Origin of the sequence: Rhodoferax sp. OV413, assembly GCF_900104385.1 — a bacterium.
In the GTDB taxonomy this organism is placed as follows: Bacteria; Pseudomonadota; Gammaproteobacteria; order Burkholderiales; family Burkholderiaceae_C; genus Rhodoferax_B.
The window spans coordinates 631605-653909 of record NZ_FNJA01000001.1 but is presented as its reverse complement, the minus strand read 5'-3'; the positions used below and the strand labels follow the sequence as shown (position 1 = coordinate 653909).

Genomic DNA, 22305 nt, shown 5'->3' with positions numbered 1-22305 from the left:
TTGGAAATCAGAGGGCGACTAGGCGTTGGCGGGGGCTGGCTTCCAGGCCGTCAGCCGGCGTTCCAGCACCTCGATCGCATAGTTGAAGACCACACCGATGAAGGTGATGGCGATGATGCCGAAGTACATGTCGGGTATCAAAAAGCTGTACTGCGCGTTGATGACCAAGAAGCCCAGGCCCGACTTGGCGCCTACCATCTCGGCGGCGATCAGCACCAAGATGCCGGATGCGCTGGCGGTGCGCAGGCCGACAAAAATCGTCGGCACCGAGGCCGGCAGGATCACCTTCAGAAACAGCTGCTGCGCGCTCGCGCCCATGGTGCGCGCCGACTTGACCAGCAGCGGGTCGACCTGCTTCACCGCCGCAATCGTGTTGAGCAGCAGCGGCCACGAGCAGGAATACACCACCATCGTCCATTTCGACACTTCGCCAATCCCCAGCAACAGCAGGAACACCGGCAACAGTGCCAGCGGCGCGGTGTTGCGCAGCAGCTCGATCAAGGGGTTCAGCGCCTGTCCCAGGCGCCGGTACCAGCCTATGGCCAGGCCCAGCGGCACGGCATACAGCACGGCCAGGGTATAGCCGCCTAGCACCCGCTGCAGGCTGGCCGAGGTGTGCTGCCACAGCTGGCCGTTCTGCGCCAGGGCCCAGCCGGCGGCCAGCACCTCGCTCAGCGGCGGTAGAAACGTCGAGTCTTCGAGTACAAAACGCGGCACCAGCTCCCATAGCAGCGCCACCGCCAACACCAGGCCCGAGTGCAGCAGCACATTGCGTACTTGCCAGAAGAAACGCGCCCAGCGCGGCGGGGCCGACAGTGTCAGCGGCGCGCTGCCGGCGCTCAAGGTGATATCAGACATGCAGACCTTCTTTCAGGGTGGGCTGGGCCGCGATGCGCGCGCGGCGTTGCTGGCGGGCCGCGTCAACTTCGTCGTGCAGCAGCGACCAGATTTCATGGCGTAACTCGCCAAACAAGGGCAGCGAGCGCACGTCCTGGGTGCCGGCGCGCAGCGATTCGGGGATGTCCACGATCTGCTTGATGCGGCCGGGGCGGGATGTCATCACCGCCACGCGCTGGCCCAGCACCACGGCTTCGTCGATGCCGTGGGTGATGAAGACGATGGTCTTGCCGGTGCGCTGCCAGATCTCCACCAGCTCTTCCTGCAGGGTCTCGCGGGTTTGCGCATCGAGTGCGGCAAACGGTTCGTCCATCAGCAGCACCTGGGGCTCGTAGGCCAGGCTGCGGGCGATGGCTACGCGTTGCTTCATGCCGCCCGACAGCTCGTGCGGGTAGCGGTTCGCAAAGGCGCTCAGGCCCACCAGTTCCAGGTACTCGGCGGCCTTGTCCCGGCGTTCGCGCTTGCCGATGCCGGCAATCTCCAGGCCAAAAGCCACGTTGTCCAGCGCGCTCAGCCAGGGGAACAGCGCGTACTGCTGGAACACCACGCCGCGGTCGCGCGCCGGGCCGGTGATGGGCTTGCCGTCGATCAGCACCCGGCCGCTGGTAGGCAGGGTCAGGCCGGCCAGTAGGTCCAGCAGCGTGGACTTGCCGCAACCGCTGGGCCCGACCAGCACCAGGAATTCGCCGGCGTGTATGTCCAGCGTGACATCGTCCATCGCCACGAAGCGCTGGTCCGGGCCGCCGTCTTCGGCGCGCACCGTGAACTCTTTGCGCACATGCTCAAAGCGGATCTTGGGCGTGCTCATTGGGCGGCCACCTTGGCGCCGCCGGCATAGGGGTTGAATGCATTGGTGTACAGGTCGGCGGCTTTGACCTGGCCGGGCTTGAGCAGCTCGTCCTTTACCAGCCAGTCGATCCACACCTGCAGCTCCTTGTCCTGGATCACGCCGCCGATGGAGGGCACGCCGGTGCTCTTCCAGTACTGGATGGCGTCGGCGCTTTCGGCGCGGCCCCGGGTTTTGATGATCTTCTCGAAGGTGGCGCGCACCTCGGGCGCGGGTGTCTTGCGCGCCCATTCGATCGAACGTGCCAGGGCGCTCACCAAATGCTTGGAAGCCTTGGGGTTCTGCGCCAGAAACTTGTTGTGCAACACGATGCTGCCGGCGGTGAACGAGCCAAACAAATCCTGGTCGGTAAATAGCGGGCGGATGCCGCCGCGCTCCAGCGCCTTGTCGCGCAGGATGCCGCCCAGTGTGGTGACTTCCACCTGGTTTTGCCGCAGCGCCTGTTCGCCGCTGACCGGCGGCGTCACCACCAGGGTGACCTGCTTGGCTTCGGCGTCGCTGACCTTGTTGCGCTCTAGGTATTCGCGCACCATGAATTCGTGGTGGGCACCCAGGGTGTTCACCGCCACCTTCTTGCCGATCAGGTCGCGGGCGGTCTTGATCGGGCTGTCGCTTTTGACGTAGTAGCCGGTGTAGGTGTTGTCGTCCACGCCGTAGTAGCCCAACACCGCCTTGATCGGTGCCTTCTTGGCCAGCAGCTTGACCACCGCGCCGTTGAAGGCGCCGCCGAAATCGACGTCACCGGTGACCACGGCCTGGATGTCCTGCGGGCCGCTGATGGTGTTGCCCAACCACTTTGCCTTCAGCGGCGCCAGATAGCCCAGGTGCTCGGCCAGTTCGATCCAGATGACCTGGCCAGCCCAGCCCTGGTAGCGGATGTCGGTGACCTCCAGGGCCTCTTGTGCCACGGCCTGGCCCGACAGTCCTAGGGCCACAGCCAGGGCGCTGAATAGCTTGAAAACGGTTCGCATGCATTTCCCTCGTGTATTGGTCTTGGAGCTGCAGCGTAGGCCGGCAAGGCCTGGCGACCAACGAAGGAAACCGCGCTTGCTTATGCGCAACTGTTCGGGGTAGATGCACATGCGGATTTCGTGCTTCGGTTTAGCCGCCGGGCTTCCTAGGATGAACGGGTGTTTTCTTAACCACCGTCATCTCAAAGGAAATTGCATGTCTGCTGTTCTTAACGCTCCCCACGCCGAAATCCTGCCCGCACTCGACATCCACCCGCTGGCCGGGCGGATCGGCGCCAAGGTGCAGGGCGTGCGCCTGTCGGGCCAGCTGGCGCCCGAAACCTTTGCCGCCATCCACAAGGCGCTGCTGCAGCACAAGGTGTTGTTCTTCCGCGGCCAGCAGCACCTGGACGATGCCGAGCACCAGCTGTTTGCCGGGCGCTGGGGCAGCATCGTGCCTCACCCCACCGTGCCCTCGCGCAGCGGCACCGAGATCCTGGAGCTGGACTCGAACCACGGCGGCCGCGCCAATTCCTGGCATACCGATGTGACCTTCGAGGCCGCCTATCCCAAGGTATCGGTGCTGCGCGCGCTGACCATTCCGCAGCAGGGCGGCGACACAGTGTGGGCGAATACTGCCGAGGCCTACAACGGGCTGCCCACCGAGCTGAAGGCCTTGGCCGACACCCTGTGGGCGGTACACGGCAACGACTACGACTACGCCGCCAACCGGGTTGAAGTGGATGCGCACGGCGCCAAGCATTACCGCGAAGTATTTACCTCGCGCCTGATCGAGTCCCGCCATCCGCTGGTGCGCGTGCACCCTGAAACCGGCGAGCGCAGCCTGGTGGCTGGGCACTTCTTGAAGCGCTTCGTAGGCTACAACACCCACGACTCGCAGCGCCTGTTCGAGATATTCCAGCACCACATCACGCGGCTGGAAAACACCGTGCGCTGGCATTGGGCCGAGGGCGATGTCGCTATCTGGGACAACCGCGCGACCCAGCACTACGCGATCAACGACTACGGCGACCAGCACCGGGTGGTGCGCCGCGTCACCGTGCACGGCGAGCTGCCGGTGTCGGTGCACGGCCAGCACAGTGCGGTGGCGTCCGCGGCATGAGTATGAATTTATAAGAAATCGGGCTGCAGCGCTGATTACACCAGCGCGAGCAGCTATCAATAGAGTAGCGAAGGCGTAGCACTGCCGGCTCTGCCACACTAGTGGCATGGACGACTCTTACACCTCCACCCGACTCTGTTTACCGCTGGACACGGCGCTGGCCGGCGCGCTGGCCCAGATGGTCGAGGCCATCGGCAGCCCGCACTGGTTCGACACGGTGCTGAACCTGCTGGGCACGGTCTGCGGCGTGGATTCGGGCGGCGCCATGGTGTTCCACCGGCACCAGCAGCCGCGCCGCATCCTGCACCGCTTCAACCCGCAGGAGCGCAGCCTGCCCGAAGACGCGTTCCTGTCCGGCCCCTATGTGCTGGACCCGAACTACCAGCTGTTCCTGCAGGGCTGCCCCAGCGGCGTGTACTGGCTGCGCGATATTGCGCCCGACGACTTCTACGACAGCGAGTACTACCGGGTGTTCTATTCGCAGATCGGCCTGTCGGACTCGGTGGACCTGCTGTGGCGCATCAACGAGGACACGGCACTGAACATCTTCATCGAGCGCAGCATCCGCCATGCGAAGTTCCAGGCTACCGACCTGCTGGCCATAGGCACGCTGGCGCCCATCATCCTGTCGGCCACCGCCAGGCATTACGCACTGACGGCCGCGGCCGCCGAGCGCGACAGCGACAAGCTGACACACCGCAAGGTGCAGAGCACGGTGGAGAACTTCGCCAGCTCGTTGCTGACCCAGCGCGAGCGCCAGGTGCTGTTCTACATGATCAGCGGCTACTCGTCGGCACTGACGGCCGAGCGCCTGAAGACCACCGAGGGCACGATCAAGATCCACCGCAAGAACATCCACCGCAAGCTGGACATAGGCTCGCAGGCCGAGCTGTTCTCGCTGTTCATACACTGCATCCCGTTTGCCGAGCCGGATGCGGCGCTGGACCCACTGGCGGTTTACCAAAGCGCGCCGGCCTCCAGCAGGCGCAAGACGCTGCTGGAGGCCGGGCCGGCACAGGGCTGAACCGTTGGACGGCTATTTGCCGTAGACGTCGAAATCGAAGTACTTGTCGGCGATCTTCTTGTAGCTGCCGTTGGCGTGCACGGCCTTCAGCGCGGTATTGAAGTCGGCCTTCAGCTTGGCGTCGTTCTTGCGCATCGCCACACCCGTGCCATAGCCCAGCACCGCCGGGTCTTTCAGCTCGTAGCTGGCGAACTCGAAGGGCTTGCCCTCGGGCTTGGCCAGAAAGCCCATTTTCATCTCCACCAGGTTGCCGATGATGGCGTCCAGCCGGCCCGAGGCGATGTCCAGGTACGAGTCCTGGGTGGACTCGTAGCGCTGTATGGTGGCGCCTGCCTTGGCGTAGTATTTTTCGGCGTAGTCGGCCTCGGTCGAGCCCTTCAGCACGCCGACCTTCTTGCCCTTCAGCGCGGCCGGCGAGCCGTCCAGTCCGCTGCCGTGCTTGACGATCACGCGGTAGGGAATGTCGGTGATCTTGTCGCTGAAGGCCACGGTCTTGCGGCGCTCGTCGGTCACCGTCATGCCCGACATGACCATATCGAACTTGCGCGCCAGCAGGGACGGCACGATGGCGTCCCAGGGTGACTCGACGAACACGCAGCGGCGCTTCATCTCGGCGCAGATCGCCTGGCCCAGCTCGATCTCGAAACCCACCAGCTTGCCGTCGGGGGCCTTGTACTCGAAGGGTTCGTAGGTGGCATCGGTGCCGATGCGCAGGTCTTTTTGCTCGGCCGCCTGGACGGAGAGGCCTAGCACCAGGCCGGCCATGGCGAGTAGGTAGTGGAGTTTCATCGTGGGTTCCTGCAGGTTGGGGCGCCGGATCGGCGCGGGATAAAGCGGTGGTTGCGGTGGAAGCGCGGCGCAAGAATACGGCGCTTTACCCGACTCCGGACGGCCTCTACCCCCAGGGGGATAGGGCGGCTGGGCGGCGCGCTGCGGTGGTGGTCGGCGGCCTATCCCGCTGGGTGTAGCCCGGTGCGGACGGCCGTGTTTTACACCCGAATCAGGCTTACGCTTGCCCCCGCCAAAGCCTTTGGCGCGCGACCGGCTGTGCGATGACAGGCCGTTTGAAACCTATAAAGACATGCACCAACTACGTAAACCTTATCTGTTGTTTCTGGGCGATGTCACGCTGAAGTCCGACGCCAAGACCGCCTTCGGCCTGCGCGACTGGTGTGCCGATGCCGTGCTTGGCGAATGGAGCCTGCCGGCCGCCACGGTCAGCCTGGGCCTGCCCCGCTTGTCGCCGCAGCAGGCCGCGCAGCAGGGCGCGGGTTCGCTGGTGGTCGGCGTGGCCGCCGTCGGCGGTGCGCTGCCCGAACATTGGCTGGCCGAGCTGGAAGCCGCGCTGGACGCGGGCCTGGACATCGTCAGCGGCCAGCATTCGCGCCTGCGCGACTTTCCGCGGCTTGTGCAGGCGGCGCAGCGCAGCGGTGCGCGTCTCATCGATGTGCGGCATTCCGACCAGAGCTTCCCCGCCGGCACCGGCCGCAAGCGCAGCGGCCAGCGCGTGCTGACCGTTGGCACCGACTGCGCGCTGGGCAAGAAGTACACAGCCCTGGCCCTGGCCCAGGCGCTGCAACAGCAGGGCGCGGCCGCCACCTTCCGCGCTACCGGCCAGACCGGGGTGATGATTGCCGGCGAGGGTGTGGCCATCGATGCGGTGATCTCGGACTTCGTGGCCGGTGCGGCCGAGCAGTTGTCGCCCGACAACGCGCCCAACCACTGGGATGTGATCGAAGGGCAGGGCGCCTTGTTCCACCCGGCCTATGCGGGCGTGACCCTGGGCCTGCTGCACGGTTCGCAGCCCGATGCGCTGGTGCTGTGCCACGACCCGGCGCGCGACTGTATCGAGGGCTACCCCGGCTTTCCGATTCCCGACCTGCAGGTCGCCATCGACCGCTATGTCGAGGCCGGCCGCCTGACGAATCCGGCGGTGCGCTGCGTCGGCATCAGCATCAACTCGTCCAGCCTGTCGGATGTCGAGTGGGATGCCTATGCCAGCCGCCTGCGCCGTGAACTGCAACTGCCGGTGGTCGACCCGATGCGCGGCGGCGTGGACGCGATTGCCAAAGCCTTGCTGCAAACATGATCCGCTGCCAGACCCGTATCGAGAGCTGGGCTTTGCACGAGCCCTTCGAGATCGCCCGCGAAGTCATCACCGACCAAGCGGTGCTGCTGCTGACCCTGACCGATACGGCCGGCCACCGCGGCCAGGCCGAAGCCGCCGGGGTCGACTACGACGGCGAGACTCCGGTCAGCATGGCCGCGCAGATCGCCGAGCTGCTGCCGCGCCTGCACGACGGCCTGGGCGGCGCCGAGCTGCTGGACCTGCTGCCGGCTGGCGGCGCGCGCAATGCGCTGGACTGCGCGCTGTGGGACTTGCGCGCCAAGCAGAGCGGCACGCCAGTGTGGCAGGCGGCCGGCTTGCCGGCTTTGCAGCCGGTGACCACCGCATTCACCATTGGCCTGGGCGACGAGGCGACGACGCGGCGCAAGGCCCGCGCGGCCCGCCACTACCCGCTGTTCAAGCTGAAGGTGGACGCGCGGCGCCATCTGGATGTGGTGCGCTGGGTGCGCGAGGAACACCCGGGTGCACGCCTGGTGGTCGATGCGAACCAGGCCTGGACACCGGCGCTGCTGCGCGAGCTGCTGCCTCAACTGGCTGACGCCGGTGTCGAGCTGGTCGAGCAGCCGCTGGCGCGTGGGCTGGACGCCGCGCTGGACGGCCTGCAACCGCCGATTCCGCTGGCCGCCGATGAGTCCTGCACCGACCGGGCTTCGCTGTCCGCCCTGGTCGGGCGCTACCAGTTCGTCAACATCAAGCTGGACAAATGCGGTGGGCTTACCGAGGCGCTGGCCATGGCCGCCGAGGCCCGGCGGCTGGGCCTGGGGTTGATGGTCGGCAATATGTGCGGTACTTCGCTGGCCATGGCGCCGGCGTTTCTGCTGGCGCAAAGCTGCCGCTATGTGGACCTGGACGGCCCCTTGCTGCAGCAGCAGGACCGGGCGGTGCCGCTGCAGTACGACCGGGGTGTGATCCAGCCGCCACTGCCGGCGCTGTGGGGGTAGTGCTATCGAAATGGTGGCAAAAATCGTGAATGAAATAGGCTGCCAGCGCATATTTAATCTGCGCTGGCAGCTATTGAATAAATAGCGTTTTTTATAAATCTTCTGGCTGCGCACAAAAATATTTGCGTTGGAGTGCATCCAAAACCGGGGCTTGTGGGTAGTACATGTAGCAGCGCACAAAGCTGCCTGTTGTCTTTATCCGCTAAACCTTTTTTGGAGCACATCCATGTCGATCAAACCTCTCTCCCTGCTTGCTGTCGTTTCCGCTGTAGCCGTACTGAGTGCCTGCGGCTCCATGAAACCCACGCAGCCCATGTTCAGCCAGGACAGCCTGCCCGAGGCCGTCAAAGTGCCCATGGGCAACAAAGTGGCCATGGAAACCGTGGGCGTGGGCGAGATCACCTACGAATGCCGCGACAAGGCGAATGCCCCGGGCCTGACCGAATGGGTGTTCGTCGGCCCGAATGCCGCACTGAATGATCGCAGTGGCAAGCAGGTCGGCAAGTACTACGGCCCACCCGCCACCTGGGAATCAATGGATGGCTCCAAGCTGACGGCCACGCAGCTGGCGGTCGCTCCAGCCGGCGCCGGCAACATCCCCTACCAACTGGTCAAGGCCAACCCCGCCATGGGCATGGGAGCGATGGCCGGCGTGACGCACATCCAGCGCGTGGCCACCAAGGGCGGTGTGGCACCGGCCAGCGTTTGCAGCCCGGCCAACAAGGGCGCCAAGGAAATCGTCAAGTACCAGGCCGACTACATCTTCTGGAAGGCTGCCTAAGCCCTGCAGCATCGGTAGCCCGCGCGGCGGCTAACATCGGGGCCATATCCATGACCCAGCCGATGGCCGCCCTGTGACGACTGCTACCGATGATTTCGACTACGAACGCGCCCTGCAGGCCTGCGCCAGCGGCGACCGCCAGGCGCTGCAGGACATCTACCGCCAGGAGAGCCGCCACCTGCTGGGGGTGGCGCTGCGCATCGTGCGGCAACGCCAGCAGGCGGAGGACGTGGTGCACGACGCTTTCATGAAGATCTGGACCCAGGCCGCGAGCTTCGACCCCCAGCGGGGTGCGGGCCGCGGCTGGATCTACAGCGTGGTGCGGCACCAGGCGCTGAATGCGGTGCGCAGCCAGGGCCGCGAGGTGTCGGTCGACGAGGAAACCGCCGAGGCGCTGGACGCCGAGCATTCCATCGCCGCCCACGCCGAAGTGGCCGATGCCTTCGAGCTGAATATGAGCCTGGGCAAGCTGAACGACTGCCTGGCCCGGCTGGAGCCGGCGCGGCGTAATTGCATCCTGTACGCCTATGTCGATGGTTGCTCGCACGGCGAAATCGCCGAACGCACGCGCACGCCGCTGGGCACCGTCAAGGCCTGGATCAAGCGCGGCATGGGCAGCCTGAAGGAGTGCATGGCATGAGCGCGCCGCAAGACACGCAAGACTTGGCCGCCGAATATGTGCTCGGCACCTTGTCGGCCACGCGCCGGCACGAGGTGGAGCAGCGCCTGGCCCACGACGCCGAGTTGCGCGCCTCGGTACAGGCTTGGGAAGAGCGGCTGCTGCCCCTGACGGCCCTCGCCGAGCCGGTCGAGCCCTCGGTACAGCTATGGCAACGCATTGAGCGCAGTGTCGACCATGCGATGGCACCGCGTCGACGGCCCGTGCCCGCGGTAAAAACGGGTTGGTGGAATAGTCTGGACCTGTGGCGCGGCCTGGCCGGTGCCGGCTTTGCCGCCGCGGCCATCATGGCCTCGGTACTGGTGACGCGCCAAGGCGTGCTGCCGGCCAGCCCGCAGTACATGGTGGTGTTGGTGGCTCCGCAGGACAAGGCGCCGGGCTGGGTGATCCAGGCCAGCAACCCGCAGCAGCTGAGCCTGATCCCGCTGGGCCAGGCTGAGGTGCCGGCCGAGAAATCGCTGCAGTTCTGGACCAAGGCCGATGGCTGGAACGGGCCGGTGTCGCTGGGCCTGGTCAAACCCGGCCAGACCCTGCAGATCGCACTGGATAAATTGCCGCCGCTGCAGCCCAACCAGCTGTTCGAGCTGACCCTGGAGCCGATCAATGGCTCACCCACCCATAAACCCACCGGCCCGATCCAGTTCATAGGCCGTGCGGTGAAAGTGCTTTGACACCGGTGCGATAATCTGCGGAGATACCGGGAGAGACTGCTCCCCTTGCCCTTGCGGCAAGAAATCAGCGCCGAAGGAGCAACCGCCCCGGAAACTTTCAGGCAAAAGGACCGGTATCTAATTTTGGCTCACCCCCAGGCTTCAGTGCTGAAGCACTTTCCGCCAACCCCCTTGCAGGGGGCAACACCAGCAGCCTGGCAAAGCCAGTTCTGCGGTGTTTCTGGAAACGGCGCGTCATGCCTGAAACCGTGGGGGGTGTCACACACTCTGAAGAGCAACCGGGTTTCGTCACCCGGTTCACCGCAGGAGCAAGCGGCTGGCTATGCGCCGGCCGTGAATCTCTCAGGTCCAAAACAGAGGGGCGATAGCTGCGCACGTTTGTTGCTATCCCCCTTATGACGTTTTGGGACTCTCATCATGAAAAATCTAGCTGGTCATTTTGCCGTTATAGGCGGCGGCATCACGGGCGTCACCACGGCCTACGCTTTGGCAAAACGCGGCTTTACCGTCACATTGTTCGAAAAACACCGCTATGCGGCCATGGAAACATCGTTTGCCAATGGCGGGCAGTTCTCGGTATCGAACGCCGAGGTGTGGAACCACTGGTCCACGGTGCTCAAAGGCCTGAAGTGGATGTTGAAGAGCGATGCACCATTGCTGGTGAATCCCAAGCCCAGCTGGCACAAGATGGCCTGGTTTGCCGAATTCATGGCCGCCATACCGCATTACGAAAAGAACACGGTGGAAACCACCCGCCTGGCCATCGCCGCGCGCGAGCATCTGTATGCCTGGGCCGACGAGGAAGGCCTGGACTTCGACCACAAGCGCGAAGGCATTCTGCACATCTACCGCGACAAGGCCGGTTTTGACCAGGCCGGCAAGGTCTCGAAACTGCTGGCCCAGGGCGGGCTGGAGCGCCGCGCGGTCACGCCGCAGGAGATGCGCGCCATCGAGCCGACCTTGGCCGGCAGTTACTACGGCGGCTACTTCACCGAGAGCGACACTACCGGCGACATCCACAAGTTCAGCACCGGCATGGCCATGGCGGCCGAGCGCCGGGGCGTGAAAACCCAGTACGGGCAGGAGATTTCGGCTGTGCGCAGCGATGGCAAACAGGTCAGCATCACCTCCCAGGATGGAGCCGATCAGCAGACCCAGGTGTTCGACGGCGTGGTGGTCTGCGCCGGCACGGCCAGCCGCGGCATCGCCGCCCAGCTGGGCGACCGGGTGAATATCTACCCGGTCAAGGGCTATTCGATCACCGTCAATCTGGACGATGCGCAAAGCCAGGCCGCCGCGCCCATGGTCAGCCTGCTCGACGATGGCACCAAGCTGGTGACCAGCCGCCTGGGCCTGGACCGCTTCCGGGTGGCCGGCACCGCGGAATTCAATGGTTACAACCGCGATATCCGGGCCGACCGCATCCGCCCGCTGGTCGAATGGGTGCAGCAATGCTTTCCTGGCGTGCGCACCGAGAGCGTTATCCCCTGGGCCGGACTGCGCCCGATGATGCCGAACATGCTGCCCCGTGTAGGCCCGGGCAAGCGGCCCGGCGTGTTCTACAACACCGGCCACGGGCACCTGGGCTTGACGTTGTCGGCTGTGACCGCCGATATGGTGGCCGGCATGGTGGCCGGGGCGCAGGCCGCCTAGGTAGATAAATATAAATAGCCGGCGCGGCATGGCAAAAGCCCGGGCCTCTGCGGGGACCGGGCTTTTTATTTTGTGCGGCACGGTTATGGGCACGCAAGATGCTTGATGATGGGCTTGGCGAGTGGCCGCGCAAGTGGCCGCGTAAACGGGGGGATTCGGATATAAATGGGGCGTAGCAGCGGCGGCTAAGCGATTCTGGACAATATGCTTGTAATCGCCCTCAATTCAAGACATTGACGGTGGGTTATTAGCGCTAGACTGCTCCCAATTTTGCGGGTCTAAAGGGCGTTCATGGGCATCCATTCATTACACACAGGCTTGCGGCACCGGAGTTTTCTCCGGACGGCCGTGCTGGCCGGACTCGCTTGCGTGGCCGGTGTGGTGTGGGCTGCCGAGTCCTGCAAGCAGCTGGTAGCCACAGGAAACCCCGAATATCCGCCGTATCTGTGGCGCGAGGCGGCCGATGGCAGCCGTATGCTGGGGGCCAATGCCGACCTGATGCAGCTGGTGTCCAAAGAAATCGGCATTCCCATCGACGTGCGCTATGTGGGCTCGTGGGCGCGGGTGCAGGAAGAGGCCAAGCTGGGGCGCATCGACCTGATTGCCGGCGCCTTTTTTACCGTGGACCGGCTGGATTACATGGACTATGTGTACCCGGCATTCCGCGAAACCCGCTCGGTGCTGTGGGGCCGGCAGGAGGCGCCGCTCAAGTACCAGCAATGGTCGGACCTCAAAGGCCTGGTCGGCCTGACCGTCATCAACAACAGCTTTGGCGAAGGCTTTGACCGCTATGCCAAGAGTTCGCTGAAGATCAATACCGTGCCCAGCCTGGAGCAGGCTTTCAAGATATTGCAGCTGGGGCGGGTGGATTATTTGATTTACGAAGAAGACCCGGCCCTGGCTTACATCGCCAAGCTGGCGATTACCGGCTTGGCACCGGTGAATCCTTCGGTCAGCAACGAGAGCCTGTATTTGACGCTGTCGCACAAATCGCCCTGCAACTCCCCCGAGCTGCGGGCTGCGCTGTCCAAGGCCATGTACAAGTTGGCGCGTCTGAATGTCATGAAGAAAATGGTAGATGCGAATATCCAGCTCTGGCGCACTAAATAACTGCAGCGGGGCAGTTGATCGGCCCCATGTTGCAGATTTTTTAGCCTCAGCCGCCGCCGCAGCGGCCTGCCTGTGCCCGCCAGTTACCCTCGACAAAGGAACGCGTGCCCAAGTTAGCCCTTAGAAGAATCATGACGCTGGGCGTTGCGCTTGGCATCCTGGTACCCGCGTTGGTGTTTGGCAGTCTGGTGCTGAAGGACCGCTATGCACGCGAGCTCTCCCTGCGCATCCGCGAACCCATGTCGCAGTACACCCAGCTGCTGTCCAGTGCGCTGGCCATGCCGATCTGGAACGTGGACAAGGCGGTAGCCTCCCAATTGATCGATTCGGTGATGCGCAACCCCGATGTGGTGGCGGTGACCATCCACGACGAGTTTGGCAACACCTTTGTGTCGGGCGAAGACGGCGCGCGCCGCCACGGCCTGGTGCTGAGCCAGCAGAGCGACATCCTGGTGGAGAAGAAACGCATCGGCCAGGTGAAGGTCGAGCTCAGCACCGACCGTATCGAGCGCCAGCTGTGGGCCGACTTCATCCAACTCGGCCTGGCCTTGCTGGCCCAGGTGGGGATTTCGTTTGCGCTGGTGCTGCTGCTGGTGGAGCGGCGGGTGATCCGCCCGCTGTCCGTTCTGCAGCAGGCTACCTCCCGGCTGGCCCGCGGCGAGCTGAACCAGCCGCTGGCCTGGCACCGCCGCGACGAGATCGGCAGTCTGGCCGAGAGCCTGGACCAGATGCGCGAGTCGCTGGGCGGCCTGATTGCCGAGCGCGACACCAAGAACTCCGACCTGCAGCATGAGCTGAACGACCGCCTGCGCGCCGAGCAGGCCTTGCGCTTCACCCAGGCCAAGTTCAAGGCCATCTTCCACGCCTCGCCGCTGGCCATGACGGTGTCGCGCAATGCCCCCGGCTATCCCATCGTCGACATCAACGACGCCGGCCTGCACCAGTTCGGCCTGCTGCGCGACGACCTGCTGGGCGCCAGCCATACCCAGCTGTGGTGCCGACCGCAGGACCAGACCGATGTGTTGTCGGTGATCGAACGCAGCGGCCATATCAAGGGCTTTGAGGCCTGGCTGCGTTGCGGCACTACGCTGCAGGATCGCCGCCGTGACGCGGTGGTCGACGGCTCGCTGGCCCTGCTGCCGGCGGAACGCGCCGACGCCATCTTGTGCGAAGTTTCGGGCCGCATGATCGACCTGGGCACCGAGCAGCTGTTCATCCTGGTGCTGGAAGACATCACCGAGCGCAAGCGTTCGGCCGAAATGATCTGGAACCAGGCCAACTTCGACCGCCTGACCGGCCTGCCGAACCGCCATATGTTCCAGACCCGGCTGGAGCAGGACATGGCGGCCGCGCAGCGCGAAGCCCGCTCGCTGGCCCTGGTGTTCTTCGACCTGGACCTGTTCAAGGAAGTCAACGACACCCTGGGCCATGAAATGGGCGACCTGCTGCTGCAGGAAGCGGCGCGCCGCCTGCGCGTGGGCGTGCGCCAGAACGACCTGGTGGCGCGCCTGGGCGGCGACGAATTCACTCTGATTCTCAGCGGCCTGGCCGACATCGCCGACGTGCACCAGATCGTGCAGGACGCGCTGCGGCGCCTGGCCGAGCCGTTCTTGCTGGCCGGCCAGCAAGTGCATATTTCGACCAGCGCCGGCATCACCTTCTACCCCCAGGACGCCACCGGCGTCGAGGCTCTGCTGAAGAACGCCGACCAGGCCATGTACGCGGCCAAGAGCCAGGGGCGGAATCGCTACAGCGTGTTCACGCCGTCCATGCAGGACGTGGCGCAAAAGCGTATGCGCCTGATCAACGACCTGCGGGTGGCGATTGCCGAACACCAGTTCAGCGTGTTCTACCAGCCCATCGTCGACCTGAAGACCGGCCAGATCCGCAAGGCCGAGGCCCTGGTGCGCTGGCGCCACCCGGTAGACGGCATGGTCAGCCCGGCCGACTTTGTGCCGGTGGCTGAAGAGACCGGCATGATCGTTGACATCGGCAACTGGGTGTTCCAGCAGGCGGTCAAGCAGGTCACGCAATGGCGCAAGACCCACCACCCGGACTTCCAGGTCAGCGTGAATGTGTCACCGGTGCAGTTCCGCAACGAAGGTATCAACCAGGCCACCTGGCTGGCCCAACTGTCAGCCGCCGGCCTGCCGGGCCAGGCGGTGTTGATCGAGATCACCGAAGGCCTGCTGATGGACGCCGGCGGCAACATCACAGAGCAGCTGCGCGGCTTCCGCCAGGCCGGCATCGGCCTGTCGCTGGACGACTTCGGCACCGGTTATTCCTCGCTGTCCTACCTGAAGAAGTTCGACATCGATGTGCTGAAGATCGACCAGGCCTTTGTGCGCAACCTGACCGCCGACTCGGACGACATGGCCTTGTGCAATGTGATCATCGTGATGGCCCACACCCTGGGCCTGAAGGTGGTGGCCGAGGGCGTGGAAACGCAGGAGCAGTGCGATCTGCTGGCCGCTGCGGGCTGCGACTACGGCCAGGGCTATTTGTTCGCCCGGCCCGCGCTGGCGGCCGACATGCCCTTGAGCCTGGCCTGGGAATCTGTACCCGCAGATTTATAAGAAATACGCCTCTAGCGCTGATATTACCTGCGCAAGCTGCTATCTATTTAATAGTTTTACCTCAGGCCCGGCTACCGGTGCGGCCCCAGCGCCGCGCGGCTTCTTCGGGCGTTTGCGAGCCCGCGGTCAAAGCACCCAGTGGCGCCAGCAAGGCATCCAGATCGGCGGCATCAAACTTCAGCGCACCGGCCGCATCGTGGCCGAGCACGCTGTCGGCCAGCGCCAGTTTGCGCGCCTGCAGCTCCAGCATGCGTTCCTCGATGCTGCCCTCGACCACCAGCTTGTAGACGAACACCGGCTGGTCCTGGCCGATGCGGTGGGCGCGTGCCGTGGCCTGTTCCTCCACGGCAGGGTTCCACCACGGGTCCATGTGGATCACGGTGTCGGCGGCGGTCAGGTTCAGGCCCACGCCGCCGGCTTTCAGGCTGAGCAGCAGCACCGGCACTTCTTGCGCCTGGAAGCGCAGCACCACGCTGCCGCGCTCTTTGGGCAGAGTCTTGCCGGTCAGGCTCAAGAAGGGCAGTTCCAGCCCACGCAGCTGCTCGGCCACCAGGTCCAGCAGCTCGGTGAACTGCGAGAACACCAAGACGCGCCGGCCCTCGGCCACCAGCTCGGGCAGCATGTCGGCCAGCAGCTCCAGCTTGGCGCGCTCCATGGTTTTGGCAGGCTTGCTGCCCTTGACCAGATGCGGATCGCAGCAGACCTGGCGCAGCTTGAGCAGCGCGTCCAGGATGCTGATCTGTGCGCCATTGAAGCTCTGGCGCTGCAGCACGCGGCGCACCTGCACATCGGCGGCGGCGCGCACGCCTTCGTACAGCTCGCGCTGTTGGCCTTGCAGCTGCACGCGCTTGATGACCTCGGTGCGCGGTGGCAGTTCGCTGGCCACGTCATTTTTTCGCCGGCGCAGGATGAAGGGGCGCACGCGCTGGGCTAGCAGGGCGGCGCGCAAGGTTTCGCCGTTCTCTTCGATGGGCTTGCGCCAGCGCGCGGCGAAGTGGCGGGCATCGCCCAGAAAGCCGGGCATCAGCCAGTCGAACTGCGCCCACAGCTCGCCCAGGTGGTTCTCCATCGGCGTGCCGGTCAGGCACAGGCTGTGCCGGGTTTGCAGACGGCGCAGGGCGCGGGCGCTGCGGCTGCCGGCGTTCTTCACCATCTGCGCTTCGTCCAGGATCACCAGGTGGAAGCGCTGGGCCGCCAGCGCATCCATGTCGCGCCACAGCAGCGGGTAGGTGGTCAGCACCAGGTCGTGGTCAGGCATCTGGGTAAACAGCGTGTCGCGCTCCGGCCCCTGCAGGGTCAGCAGGCGCAAGCTGGGCGCCATGCGGCGGGCCTCGGCCTGCCAGTTGAAGATCAGCGAAGTCGGCAGTACCACCAGCACCGGCAGATCCAGCCGGCCGGCCTGCTTCTCGGTCAGTACATGGGCCAGCGCCTGCGCGGTTTTACCCAGGCCCATGTCGTCGGCCAGGATGCCGCCCAGGCTGTGCGCGCGCAGGTACTGCAGCCAGGCCAGGCCTTCGAGCTGGTAGGGGCGCAGCTGTATTTGCAAGCCGTCGGGGGCAGCGACTGGCTGCGGCGCACCCAGTGCCTGCAGGCGCTTTGCCAAGCTGGCCAGACCCAGATCGCCCTCCAGTTGCCAGGCGTTGTGCGCGCCGACTCTGTGTGCGTCCAGCAGGCTGGCGCGCAGCGCATCCAGGCGCCGGGCCTCCCAGGCGCCCAGTTTCAGCAGGCCCTGGTTCTGCGCGCGCAGCGGGTCGGTCAGCAGGTCGACCATGGCGCCGATGATGGCCTTTAGCGGCGCCGCTGGCGCGTCGATGCGGCGGCCACCGGGTGCCCGCAGCGAGACGATGGCCAGGTCGTCGATGGCCGCTATCTGCGCGGCGTTCAGCCAGCGGTGGTCGCGGCGCAGCAGGTCGGCCAGCATGGGTGCCAGGTCCAGGGTCTGGCCGTCGATCTCGATGCCTAGGCTCAGCAGCCACGCGCCTTCGCGTGCCGGCAGCTGCAGCTTCTCCACGCCACGTACGGGCTTGGCCAGCGGGCTGTCCAGCTCCTTGCCCAGCACCTCGCCGGTGTCGGGGCTGACCACCAGTTTCCAGCGCTGCACCGGTACGCTCTCATGCGCAAAGCCCTGCTTTACCACCACCGACCAACCCTGGGCTTGCAGCTGCGGCACCTGGTCGGCCCAGAAGTCACCGAAGAATTCTTCTTGCGGCAAGGTCCACACCGGACCCAGCAGCGGGCTGTGCTCGCGGCTGCGCCACTGGAACGATGCGTGGTCCAGCGGCACAAAGCCCATGTCCCACACGCTGTCCATGGCGTCGGCTTCGGCCGCCAAGTCGCGCCGCATTTTGAGCACCGGGCCACCGGTGTCGAACAGCTCTTGGAGCGCGTTGGGTCGGTTGTTCAGGATGGAGGTCGGCGCCGGCGTTTGCCAGCGCGCGCCGCTGTCGGTGTGGTAGCACCAGTCGAATTGCGCCAGGGTCACGCTGTCGCCACGCGGCCCCAGTTTGCCCTGCGGCTTCAGGCCCAGCAGGCCGTCGCCGCGGCCCAGGGTTTGCAGGGTGAGGCGAGGGCGGAAGTGGCCGGTGATGCCATCGACCGGTGGGGCGGGCGGCGGCGGTGTTTCCGCTACCGGCGGGCGGTCCATGCGCAGCAAGGCCATGACGCGCGCCGCATCCTCGTCGGCAAGGGTCGGCAGGTTTTTTAGCGTCGCCGCATCGGCCTGGTGCCGCAGCGCATCGACCCAGGCGGCCACCGCCTGGTCGCGCCGGTCGGCGCCGGGCGGTAGGTCTTGGGGGGTGGTGTGGGGGCTGGTGCGGGGGCGGGCCATGCGGGGATTGTGCCGCGTGGTGTGGCTACAGCTAATAAGATCGGAAGTCCGCGTTCTGGGATATCCCGTCGGATATTCTGGGATGCCAGAATACAGAATGTCCGACGATCAACATCCCATAAAGCGAGCGATGAACAAGCGAAAGCAACCGCTTTACCGCAAAGTGAACACCACCGCTCATGGCGTTCACCATTTGTATGGCGGCGACTATAGGGATGAACGTCATAGCAAGCCCCAAAATGATGCTGAGGTTAGGCGCCAAGGCATGCACGGCTCAAAGCAGCGTGGTCTGGATTACACGCCCCTTTTTCGCTTTCTACTTTCCAGAGCTGGAGCTAACTGGCAAGAGGTTTATTCAGAGGCTGTTTCTCGACTGGACAAGTCGGAGCCGATTTTCTGGATGGTTGCGCTAAGACAAGAGGATGAGAAAGAGTTCGTCAGAACCGGAGAAGCTAGCTACTTCAGCGGAATGAAAGTAGACGGTGATGGCCTTTTACAACTGGTGAATCCAAAGATTGGGTCAGGTAGTCTCGTACCCCAGTGCAGATGCTGTACCCACACTTTCAATGGGATACGTTTCACCAGAATTTATGATCCAGATGCCGCACTTGGCGTGTCAGCCTATCGATTCTTTTGAAATGTGCACGGCAAATGCTCCCGATCGTCAGGACGCCTGCGTTTGCCGACGCCCTGGCATGAATTTTTGGTGAATCGGGCTGCAGCGCAGATACTACCTGCGCTGGCAGCTATCGATTAAATAGCGGTATCGCCGAAACTCACACGGGCTTGACCACATTGGCCGGCAGATCGCGGCCGTGGTATTTCTTGTAGATGGTGTTCAGCTTGCCGTTGTGCAGGTTGGTGTTGACCCAGGCGTTGATCCATTCCTTCAGCTTGGGTTCGCCCTTGTTCATGGTGATGCCCAGGCCCGAGTCCAGCTGCGAGAACTTCATCTCGAAGTTCTTGCCGGCGGCGCGCTTGTTGATCTCGCCCATGTTCGATGGCGTGCTGGAGAAAATGTCGACTTGGCCGGTAACCACCGAGGTGATCAGCGTCGCGTCGTCCTCGTAGCGCATGATTTCTGCGCCCTTGGCTTCCTTGGTGGTCAGCGCATCGTTGGTGGTGGCGCGGGTCAGGCCGATGCGCTTGCCGGCCAGGTCGGCGTAGCTGGCGATCTTCACGTCCTTAGGAGCGCCGACCATGATGGTGATGGCGGAGTAGGGCGTGGAGAAGTCCACCACCTTGGCGCGTTCTTCGGTGATTGACAGGCTGGAGATCACCAGGTCGGCGCGCTGGGCCTGCAGCGTGGGGATGCGCGCGGCGGTGGTGATGGCGACGATTTCCAGCTTCACACCCAAGTCCTTGGCGAGCTCGGTCGCGGTGTCCACATCCGAGCCGGTGGGCTGCAGGTTTGCGTCGGCATAGCTGAACAGTGGCGTGCCGATGGCGATGGCCACGCGTACCTTGCCAGCCTTCTTGATCTCGTCAAACTGGTCGGCCATGGCGGCGTGGCTGCCGCAGGCTAGCAGTACAGCGGCGATGGCGGTGCGGGTGAAATAGGTGTTGCGCATGTTTGTCTCCGGGTGGTTATAAGAATGATTTAAAGGCCGTTGTCGAGAAAAGCTTTGAGTTCGGGCGTCTTGGGTGCGTCCAGCATCTCGCCGGCGCCCACCTCCCAGACCTTGCCCTGGTGCATGTAGATGATGCGGTCGGCCACACGTTTGGCGAAGGCCATTTCGTGCGTCACCAGCAGCATGGTCATGCCGCCGGCGGCCAGGTCTTCCATCACGCGCAGCACCTCGCCGGTGAGCTGTGGGTCGAGTGCCGAAGTCACTTCGTCGAACAGCATTACCTTGGGCGACATGGCCAGCGATCGGGCAATCGCCACGCGCTGCTGCTGGCCGCCGGACAGCTGTTCGGGGTAGGCGGCGGCTTTCTCTTGCAGGCCGACCTGCTCGAGCACGCGCAGCGCCACCTGGTGGGCTTCGGTGCGCGGCAGCTTCTTCACATGGCGCAGCGCGAGCAGGATGTTTTCTTCCACCGTCAGGTGCGGAAACAGGTTGTAGCTTTGGAACACGATGCCGACTTCCAGGCGCAGCTGTTTCAGGTCCACCGTGGGGCTGTCTACGCGGATGCCGCAAACTTCGATGCTGCCCTGGTCTATGACTTCCAGCCGGTCTATGCAGCGCAGCGCCGTGCTTTTGCCCGAGCCGCTGGCGCCGATGATGGCGATCATTTCGCCCTTGGCGACTTCGAAGGACACACCTTTGAGCACCTGGTTCGCGCCGAAGCTCTTGTAGACCTGGTCGAGCTTGACGATAGGGCCGGGGTGGGCGGCGGTGTTGATACTGCCACCGCCTTCGGTGGCGACCAGGCCGCTGTGCAACGTGCCGGGCAGGGGGTTAACGATTTGCGACATTCAGTTTTCTTTCCATCGCTTCGCTCCAGCGCGACAGCGGATAACACAGGGCAAAATAAAACGCACCCACGATCGTGAAGATCAGAAAGGGCTGGAAGATGCTGTTGTTGATGATCTGGCCGGCGCGGGTCAGCTCGACAAAGCCGATCACCGAGGCCAGCGAAGTCATCTTGATGATCTGCACCAGAAAGCCCACCGTAGGCGGCAGCGACAGGCGCACCGCCTGCGGAATGATCACCAGACGCAAGGTCTGCCAACGGCCCAGGGCCAGGCACTCGGCCGCCTCCCACTGCGGCTTGGGCATGGCGTCGATGCAGCCGCGCCAGATATCGCCCAGATAGGCACTGACGTAGACCATCATCGCAATACCGGCCGCCACCAGCGAGGGCAGCGAATAGCCGTAGACCGACAGCCCGAAGTAAACGATGAACAGCAGAATCAGCAGCGGAATGCCCTGTATGCATTCGATGTAGGCCAGCGCCAGCCAGCGCAGCCAGCGGCGCGGCGAGATGCGCGCCAGCATCACACCAAAGCCGCCTATGCTGCCCAGCGCAAAGGCCACGGCCGACAGCACCAGAGTCCACCAGATCGAGGTGAACAGGTACAGCAGATGGGTGCCGGTAAAGCTGCCCAATGTCAGGAGACTCATGCTGCACCCCCTTGGCGGGCAACGCTGGCCGCCACCGGCCGCACGGCCTGCCGGCTGTTGCGCGCAGCCGTCTGGCGCACCACGCGGCGCCGGCGGAACAGGTATTCGCCCAGCAGATGCGTCACCAGCTTGATCACCAACGACAGCGCCAGGTACAAAGCGGCGACCACGATGTAGGTTTCCAGCGAGCGGAAGGTGTCGGACTGCACGGTGTTGGCAATCGCCGTCAGCTCCTCGGCCGAGATCTGCGAGGCCATGGCCGATGCCTGCATCATCAGCAGGAACTGACTGGTCAGGGCAGGGTAGACCTTCTCGATCGACGGCTGCAGCATCACGTGCCAGCCTATGCGCCACTTGGACAAGCCCAGACATTCGGCTGCCTCGATCTGGCCCTTGGGCACCGACTCCAGCCCGGCGCGGATGATCTCTGCGGCGTAGGCGGCGATGTTGATGATCATTGCCAGCACCGCGGCGGCAAAGGTCGGCATGCGGATGCCGATGCTGGCCAGGCCGAAGTACAGCAAGAAGATCTGCACCAGAAACGGCGTGTTGCGCACCACCTCGATGTAGCCGGCGCAGATGCGCGACAGCGGCTGTATCTGGCTGCGCTTGGCAAACGCCACCAGCGTGCCGACGCCGACGCCGACCACCACGGCCACCGCCGTCATCTTCAGCGTCAGCCAGGCGCCGTTCAGGAACACCGGCCAGTAGGGCAGCAGGGTGCTGAAGTCGATGGCGTACTTCATGCGCGCACCGGCCGGTTGCAGATGCCGCGGGCCGCATGGATGTCGGAGGCAAGCGGAGGGCGGCTAGGGCAGGCGGCGGGCGCAGAGTGCATGGTGTCCGGGGTGGTTAGTTATCTGTTGTCGTACAACGCGATCCGGATTATGGAGAGGTCGAGGCTGTTCGTTGCAGCGGGTATTCCCTCGGGTACTGGCGGCTTTGCGGAGCCGCTACATTGCTATTTAAATGGGACGAAAATTCAGCAATAAAAATAGCTGTTGGAGTAGGTATATCCTGCGGTAGCAGC

At 64.3% G+C, this 22305-nt stretch carries 20 protein-coding genes and 2 riboswitches; of the genes, 11 read left to right on the top strand and 9 right to left on the bottom strand.

All coding sequences use genetic code 11. The features are described from left to right. Window positions 1–18 precede the first annotated feature (18 nt). Genes BLT66_RS03050 through BLT66_RS03040 form a run of 3 tightly spaced genes read right to left on the bottom strand, consistent with a single transcriptional unit; the run spans window position 19 to window position 2715 of the window. Window positions 19–858, bottom strand: a complete 840-nt coding sequence (locus tag BLT66_RS03050) for an ABC transporter permease (protein ID WP_092755599.1) — start codon at window positions 856–858, stop codon at window positions 19–21. Beyond that, window positions 851–1705 carry an ABC transporter ATP-binding protein gene (locus BLT66_RS03045; protein WP_092755597.1) on the bottom strand — a complete coding sequence of 285 codons (855 nt, stop codon included), beginning with the start codon at window positions 1703–1705 and terminating at the stop codon, window positions 851–853. The genes BLT66_RS03050 and BLT66_RS03045 overlap by 8 nt, the downstream gene beginning before the upstream one ends. Further along, window positions 1702–2715, bottom strand: a complete 1014-nt coding sequence (locus BLT66_RS03040; protein ID WP_092755595.1) for an ABC transporter substrate-binding protein — start codon at window positions 2713–2715, stop codon at window positions 1702–1704. The genes BLT66_RS03045 and BLT66_RS03040 overlap by 4 nt, the downstream gene beginning before the upstream one ends. A gap of 196 nt (window positions 2716–2911) precedes the next feature. Here BLT66_RS03040 and BLT66_RS03035 point away from each other — a divergent pair, with 196 nt between their 5' ends. Beyond that, entirely contained in the window at window positions 2912–3817 is a 906-nt protein-coding gene (locus tag BLT66_RS03035; RefSeq protein WP_092755593.1) for a TauD/TfdA dioxygenase family protein, read from the top strand. Between the two features lie 106 nt (window positions 3818–3923). Next, window positions 3924–4841 (top strand): helix-turn-helix transcriptional regulator, encoded by a 918-nt coding sequence (locus tag BLT66_RS03030; RefSeq protein WP_092755591.1) that lies wholly within the window; start codon window positions 3924–3926, stop codon window positions 4839–4841. Window positions 4842–4853: 12 nt separating this feature from the next. On the opposite strand, the gene BLT66_RS03025 is transcribed toward BLT66_RS03030, so the two are convergent. After that, a complete protein-coding gene (locus tag BLT66_RS03025; protein WP_092755589.1) occupies window positions 4854–5630 on the bottom strand; it encodes a transporter substrate-binding domain-containing protein in 777 nt (258 codons plus the stop codon). Window positions 5631–5922: 292 nt separating this feature from the next. Between BLT66_RS03025 and BLT66_RS03020 the strand changes: the two genes are divergently transcribed. The 8 genes from BLT66_RS03020 to BLT66_RS02985 all read left to right on the top strand — a co-directional run bounded on the left by BLT66_RS03020 (window position 5923) and on the right by BLT66_RS02985 (window position 15380). Then, window positions 5923–6930, top strand: a complete 1008-nt coding sequence (locus BLT66_RS03020) for a DUF1611 domain-containing protein (RefSeq protein ID WP_092755587.1) — start codon at window positions 5923–5925, stop codon at window positions 6928–6930. Then, window positions 6927–7910 (top strand): N-acetyl-D-Glu racemase DgcA, encoded by a 984-nt coding sequence (gene dgcA, locus BLT66_RS03015; protein ID WP_092755585.1) that lies wholly within the window; start codon window positions 6927–6929, stop codon window positions 7908–7910. Before BLT66_RS03020 ends, dgcA begins: the two co-directional genes overlap by 4 nt. A gap of 226 nt (window positions 7911–8136) precedes the next feature. Next, window positions 8137–8691: a DUF3455 domain-containing protein gene (locus BLT66_RS03010; protein WP_092755583.1), complete on the top strand. Its 555-nt coding sequence runs from the start codon at window positions 8137–8139 to the stop codon at window positions 8689–8691. A 73-nt stretch (window positions 8692–8764) separates the two neighbouring features. Next, on the top strand, window positions 8765–9331 hold the full coding sequence (locus BLT66_RS03005) for a sigma-70 family RNA polymerase sigma factor (RefSeq protein ID WP_092755581.1): 567 nt from the start codon (window positions 8765–8767) through the stop codon (window positions 9329–9331). After that, entirely contained in the window at window positions 9328–10041 is a 714-nt protein-coding gene (locus tag BLT66_RS03000; RefSeq protein ID WP_092755579.1) for an anti-sigma factor, read from the top strand. Before BLT66_RS03005 ends, BLT66_RS03000 begins: the two co-directional genes overlap by 4 nt. Window positions 10042–10058: 17 nt before the next feature. Further along, a riboswitch (glycine riboswitch) is annotated at window positions 10059–10164 on the top strand. 134 nt (window positions 10165–10298) lie between these two features. After that, window positions 10299–10408, top strand: a riboswitch (glycine riboswitch). A gap of 50 nt (window positions 10409–10458) precedes the next feature. Continuing rightward, window positions 10459–11694 (top strand): D-amino acid dehydrogenase, encoded by a 1236-nt coding sequence (locus BLT66_RS02995; RefSeq protein ID WP_092755577.1) that lies wholly within the window; start codon window positions 10459–10461, stop codon window positions 11692–11694. Window positions 11695–12042: 348 nt separating this feature from the next. Continuing rightward, a complete protein-coding gene (locus BLT66_RS02990; protein ID WP_218922548.1) occupies window positions 12043–12804 on the top strand; it encodes a substrate-binding periplasmic protein in 762 nt (253 codons plus the stop codon). Window positions 12805–12935: 131 nt separating this feature from the next. Then, window positions 12936–15380 (top strand): bifunctional diguanylate cyclase/phosphodiesterase, encoded by a 2445-nt coding sequence (locus tag BLT66_RS02985; RefSeq protein WP_176954949.1) that lies wholly within the window; start codon window positions 12936–12938, stop codon window positions 15378–15380. Between the two features lie 61 nt (window positions 15381–15441). Here BLT66_RS02985 and BLT66_RS02980 read toward each other — a convergent pair whose 3' ends face one another. Then, window positions 15442–18207, bottom strand: a complete 2766-nt coding sequence (locus BLT66_RS02980) for a DEAD/DEAH box helicase (RefSeq protein WP_092755573.1) — start codon at window positions 18205–18207, stop codon at window positions 15442–15444. Between the two features lie 97 nt (window positions 18208–18304). Here BLT66_RS02980 and BLT66_RS02975 point away from each other — a divergent pair, with 97 nt between their 5' ends. Then, window positions 18305–18844, top strand: coding sequence for a hypothetical protein (locus BLT66_RS02975; RefSeq protein WP_255406735.1), 540 nt, complete (start codon window positions 18305–18307; stop codon window positions 18842–18844). A gap of 139 nt (window positions 18845–18983) precedes the next feature. Here BLT66_RS02975 and BLT66_RS02970 read toward each other — a convergent pair whose 3' ends face one another. From BLT66_RS02970 to BLT66_RS02955, 4 genes are read right to left on the bottom strand one after another with little or no spacing between them, the layout of a single operon-like run. Continuing rightward, entirely contained in the window at window positions 18984–19778 is a 795-nt protein-coding gene (locus BLT66_RS02970) for a transporter substrate-binding domain-containing protein (RefSeq protein WP_092755569.1), read from the bottom strand. 29 nt (window positions 19779–19807) lie between these two features. Beyond that, window positions 19808–20626, bottom strand: a complete 819-nt coding sequence (locus BLT66_RS02965) for an amino acid ABC transporter ATP-binding protein (RefSeq protein WP_092755567.1) — start codon at window positions 20624–20626, stop codon at window positions 19808–19810. After that, on the bottom strand, window positions 20610–21275 hold the full coding sequence (locus BLT66_RS02960; protein ID WP_092755565.1) for an amino acid ABC transporter permease: 666 nt from the start codon (window positions 21273–21275) through the stop codon (window positions 20610–20612). Before BLT66_RS02960 ends, BLT66_RS02965 begins: the two co-directional genes overlap by 17 nt. Then, a complete protein-coding gene (locus BLT66_RS02955) occupies window positions 21272–22021 on the bottom strand; it encodes an amino acid ABC transporter permease (protein ID WP_092755563.1) in 750 nt (249 codons plus the stop codon). The genes BLT66_RS02960 and BLT66_RS02955 overlap by 4 nt, the downstream gene beginning before the upstream one ends. Window positions 22022–22305: the final 284 nt, after the last annotated feature.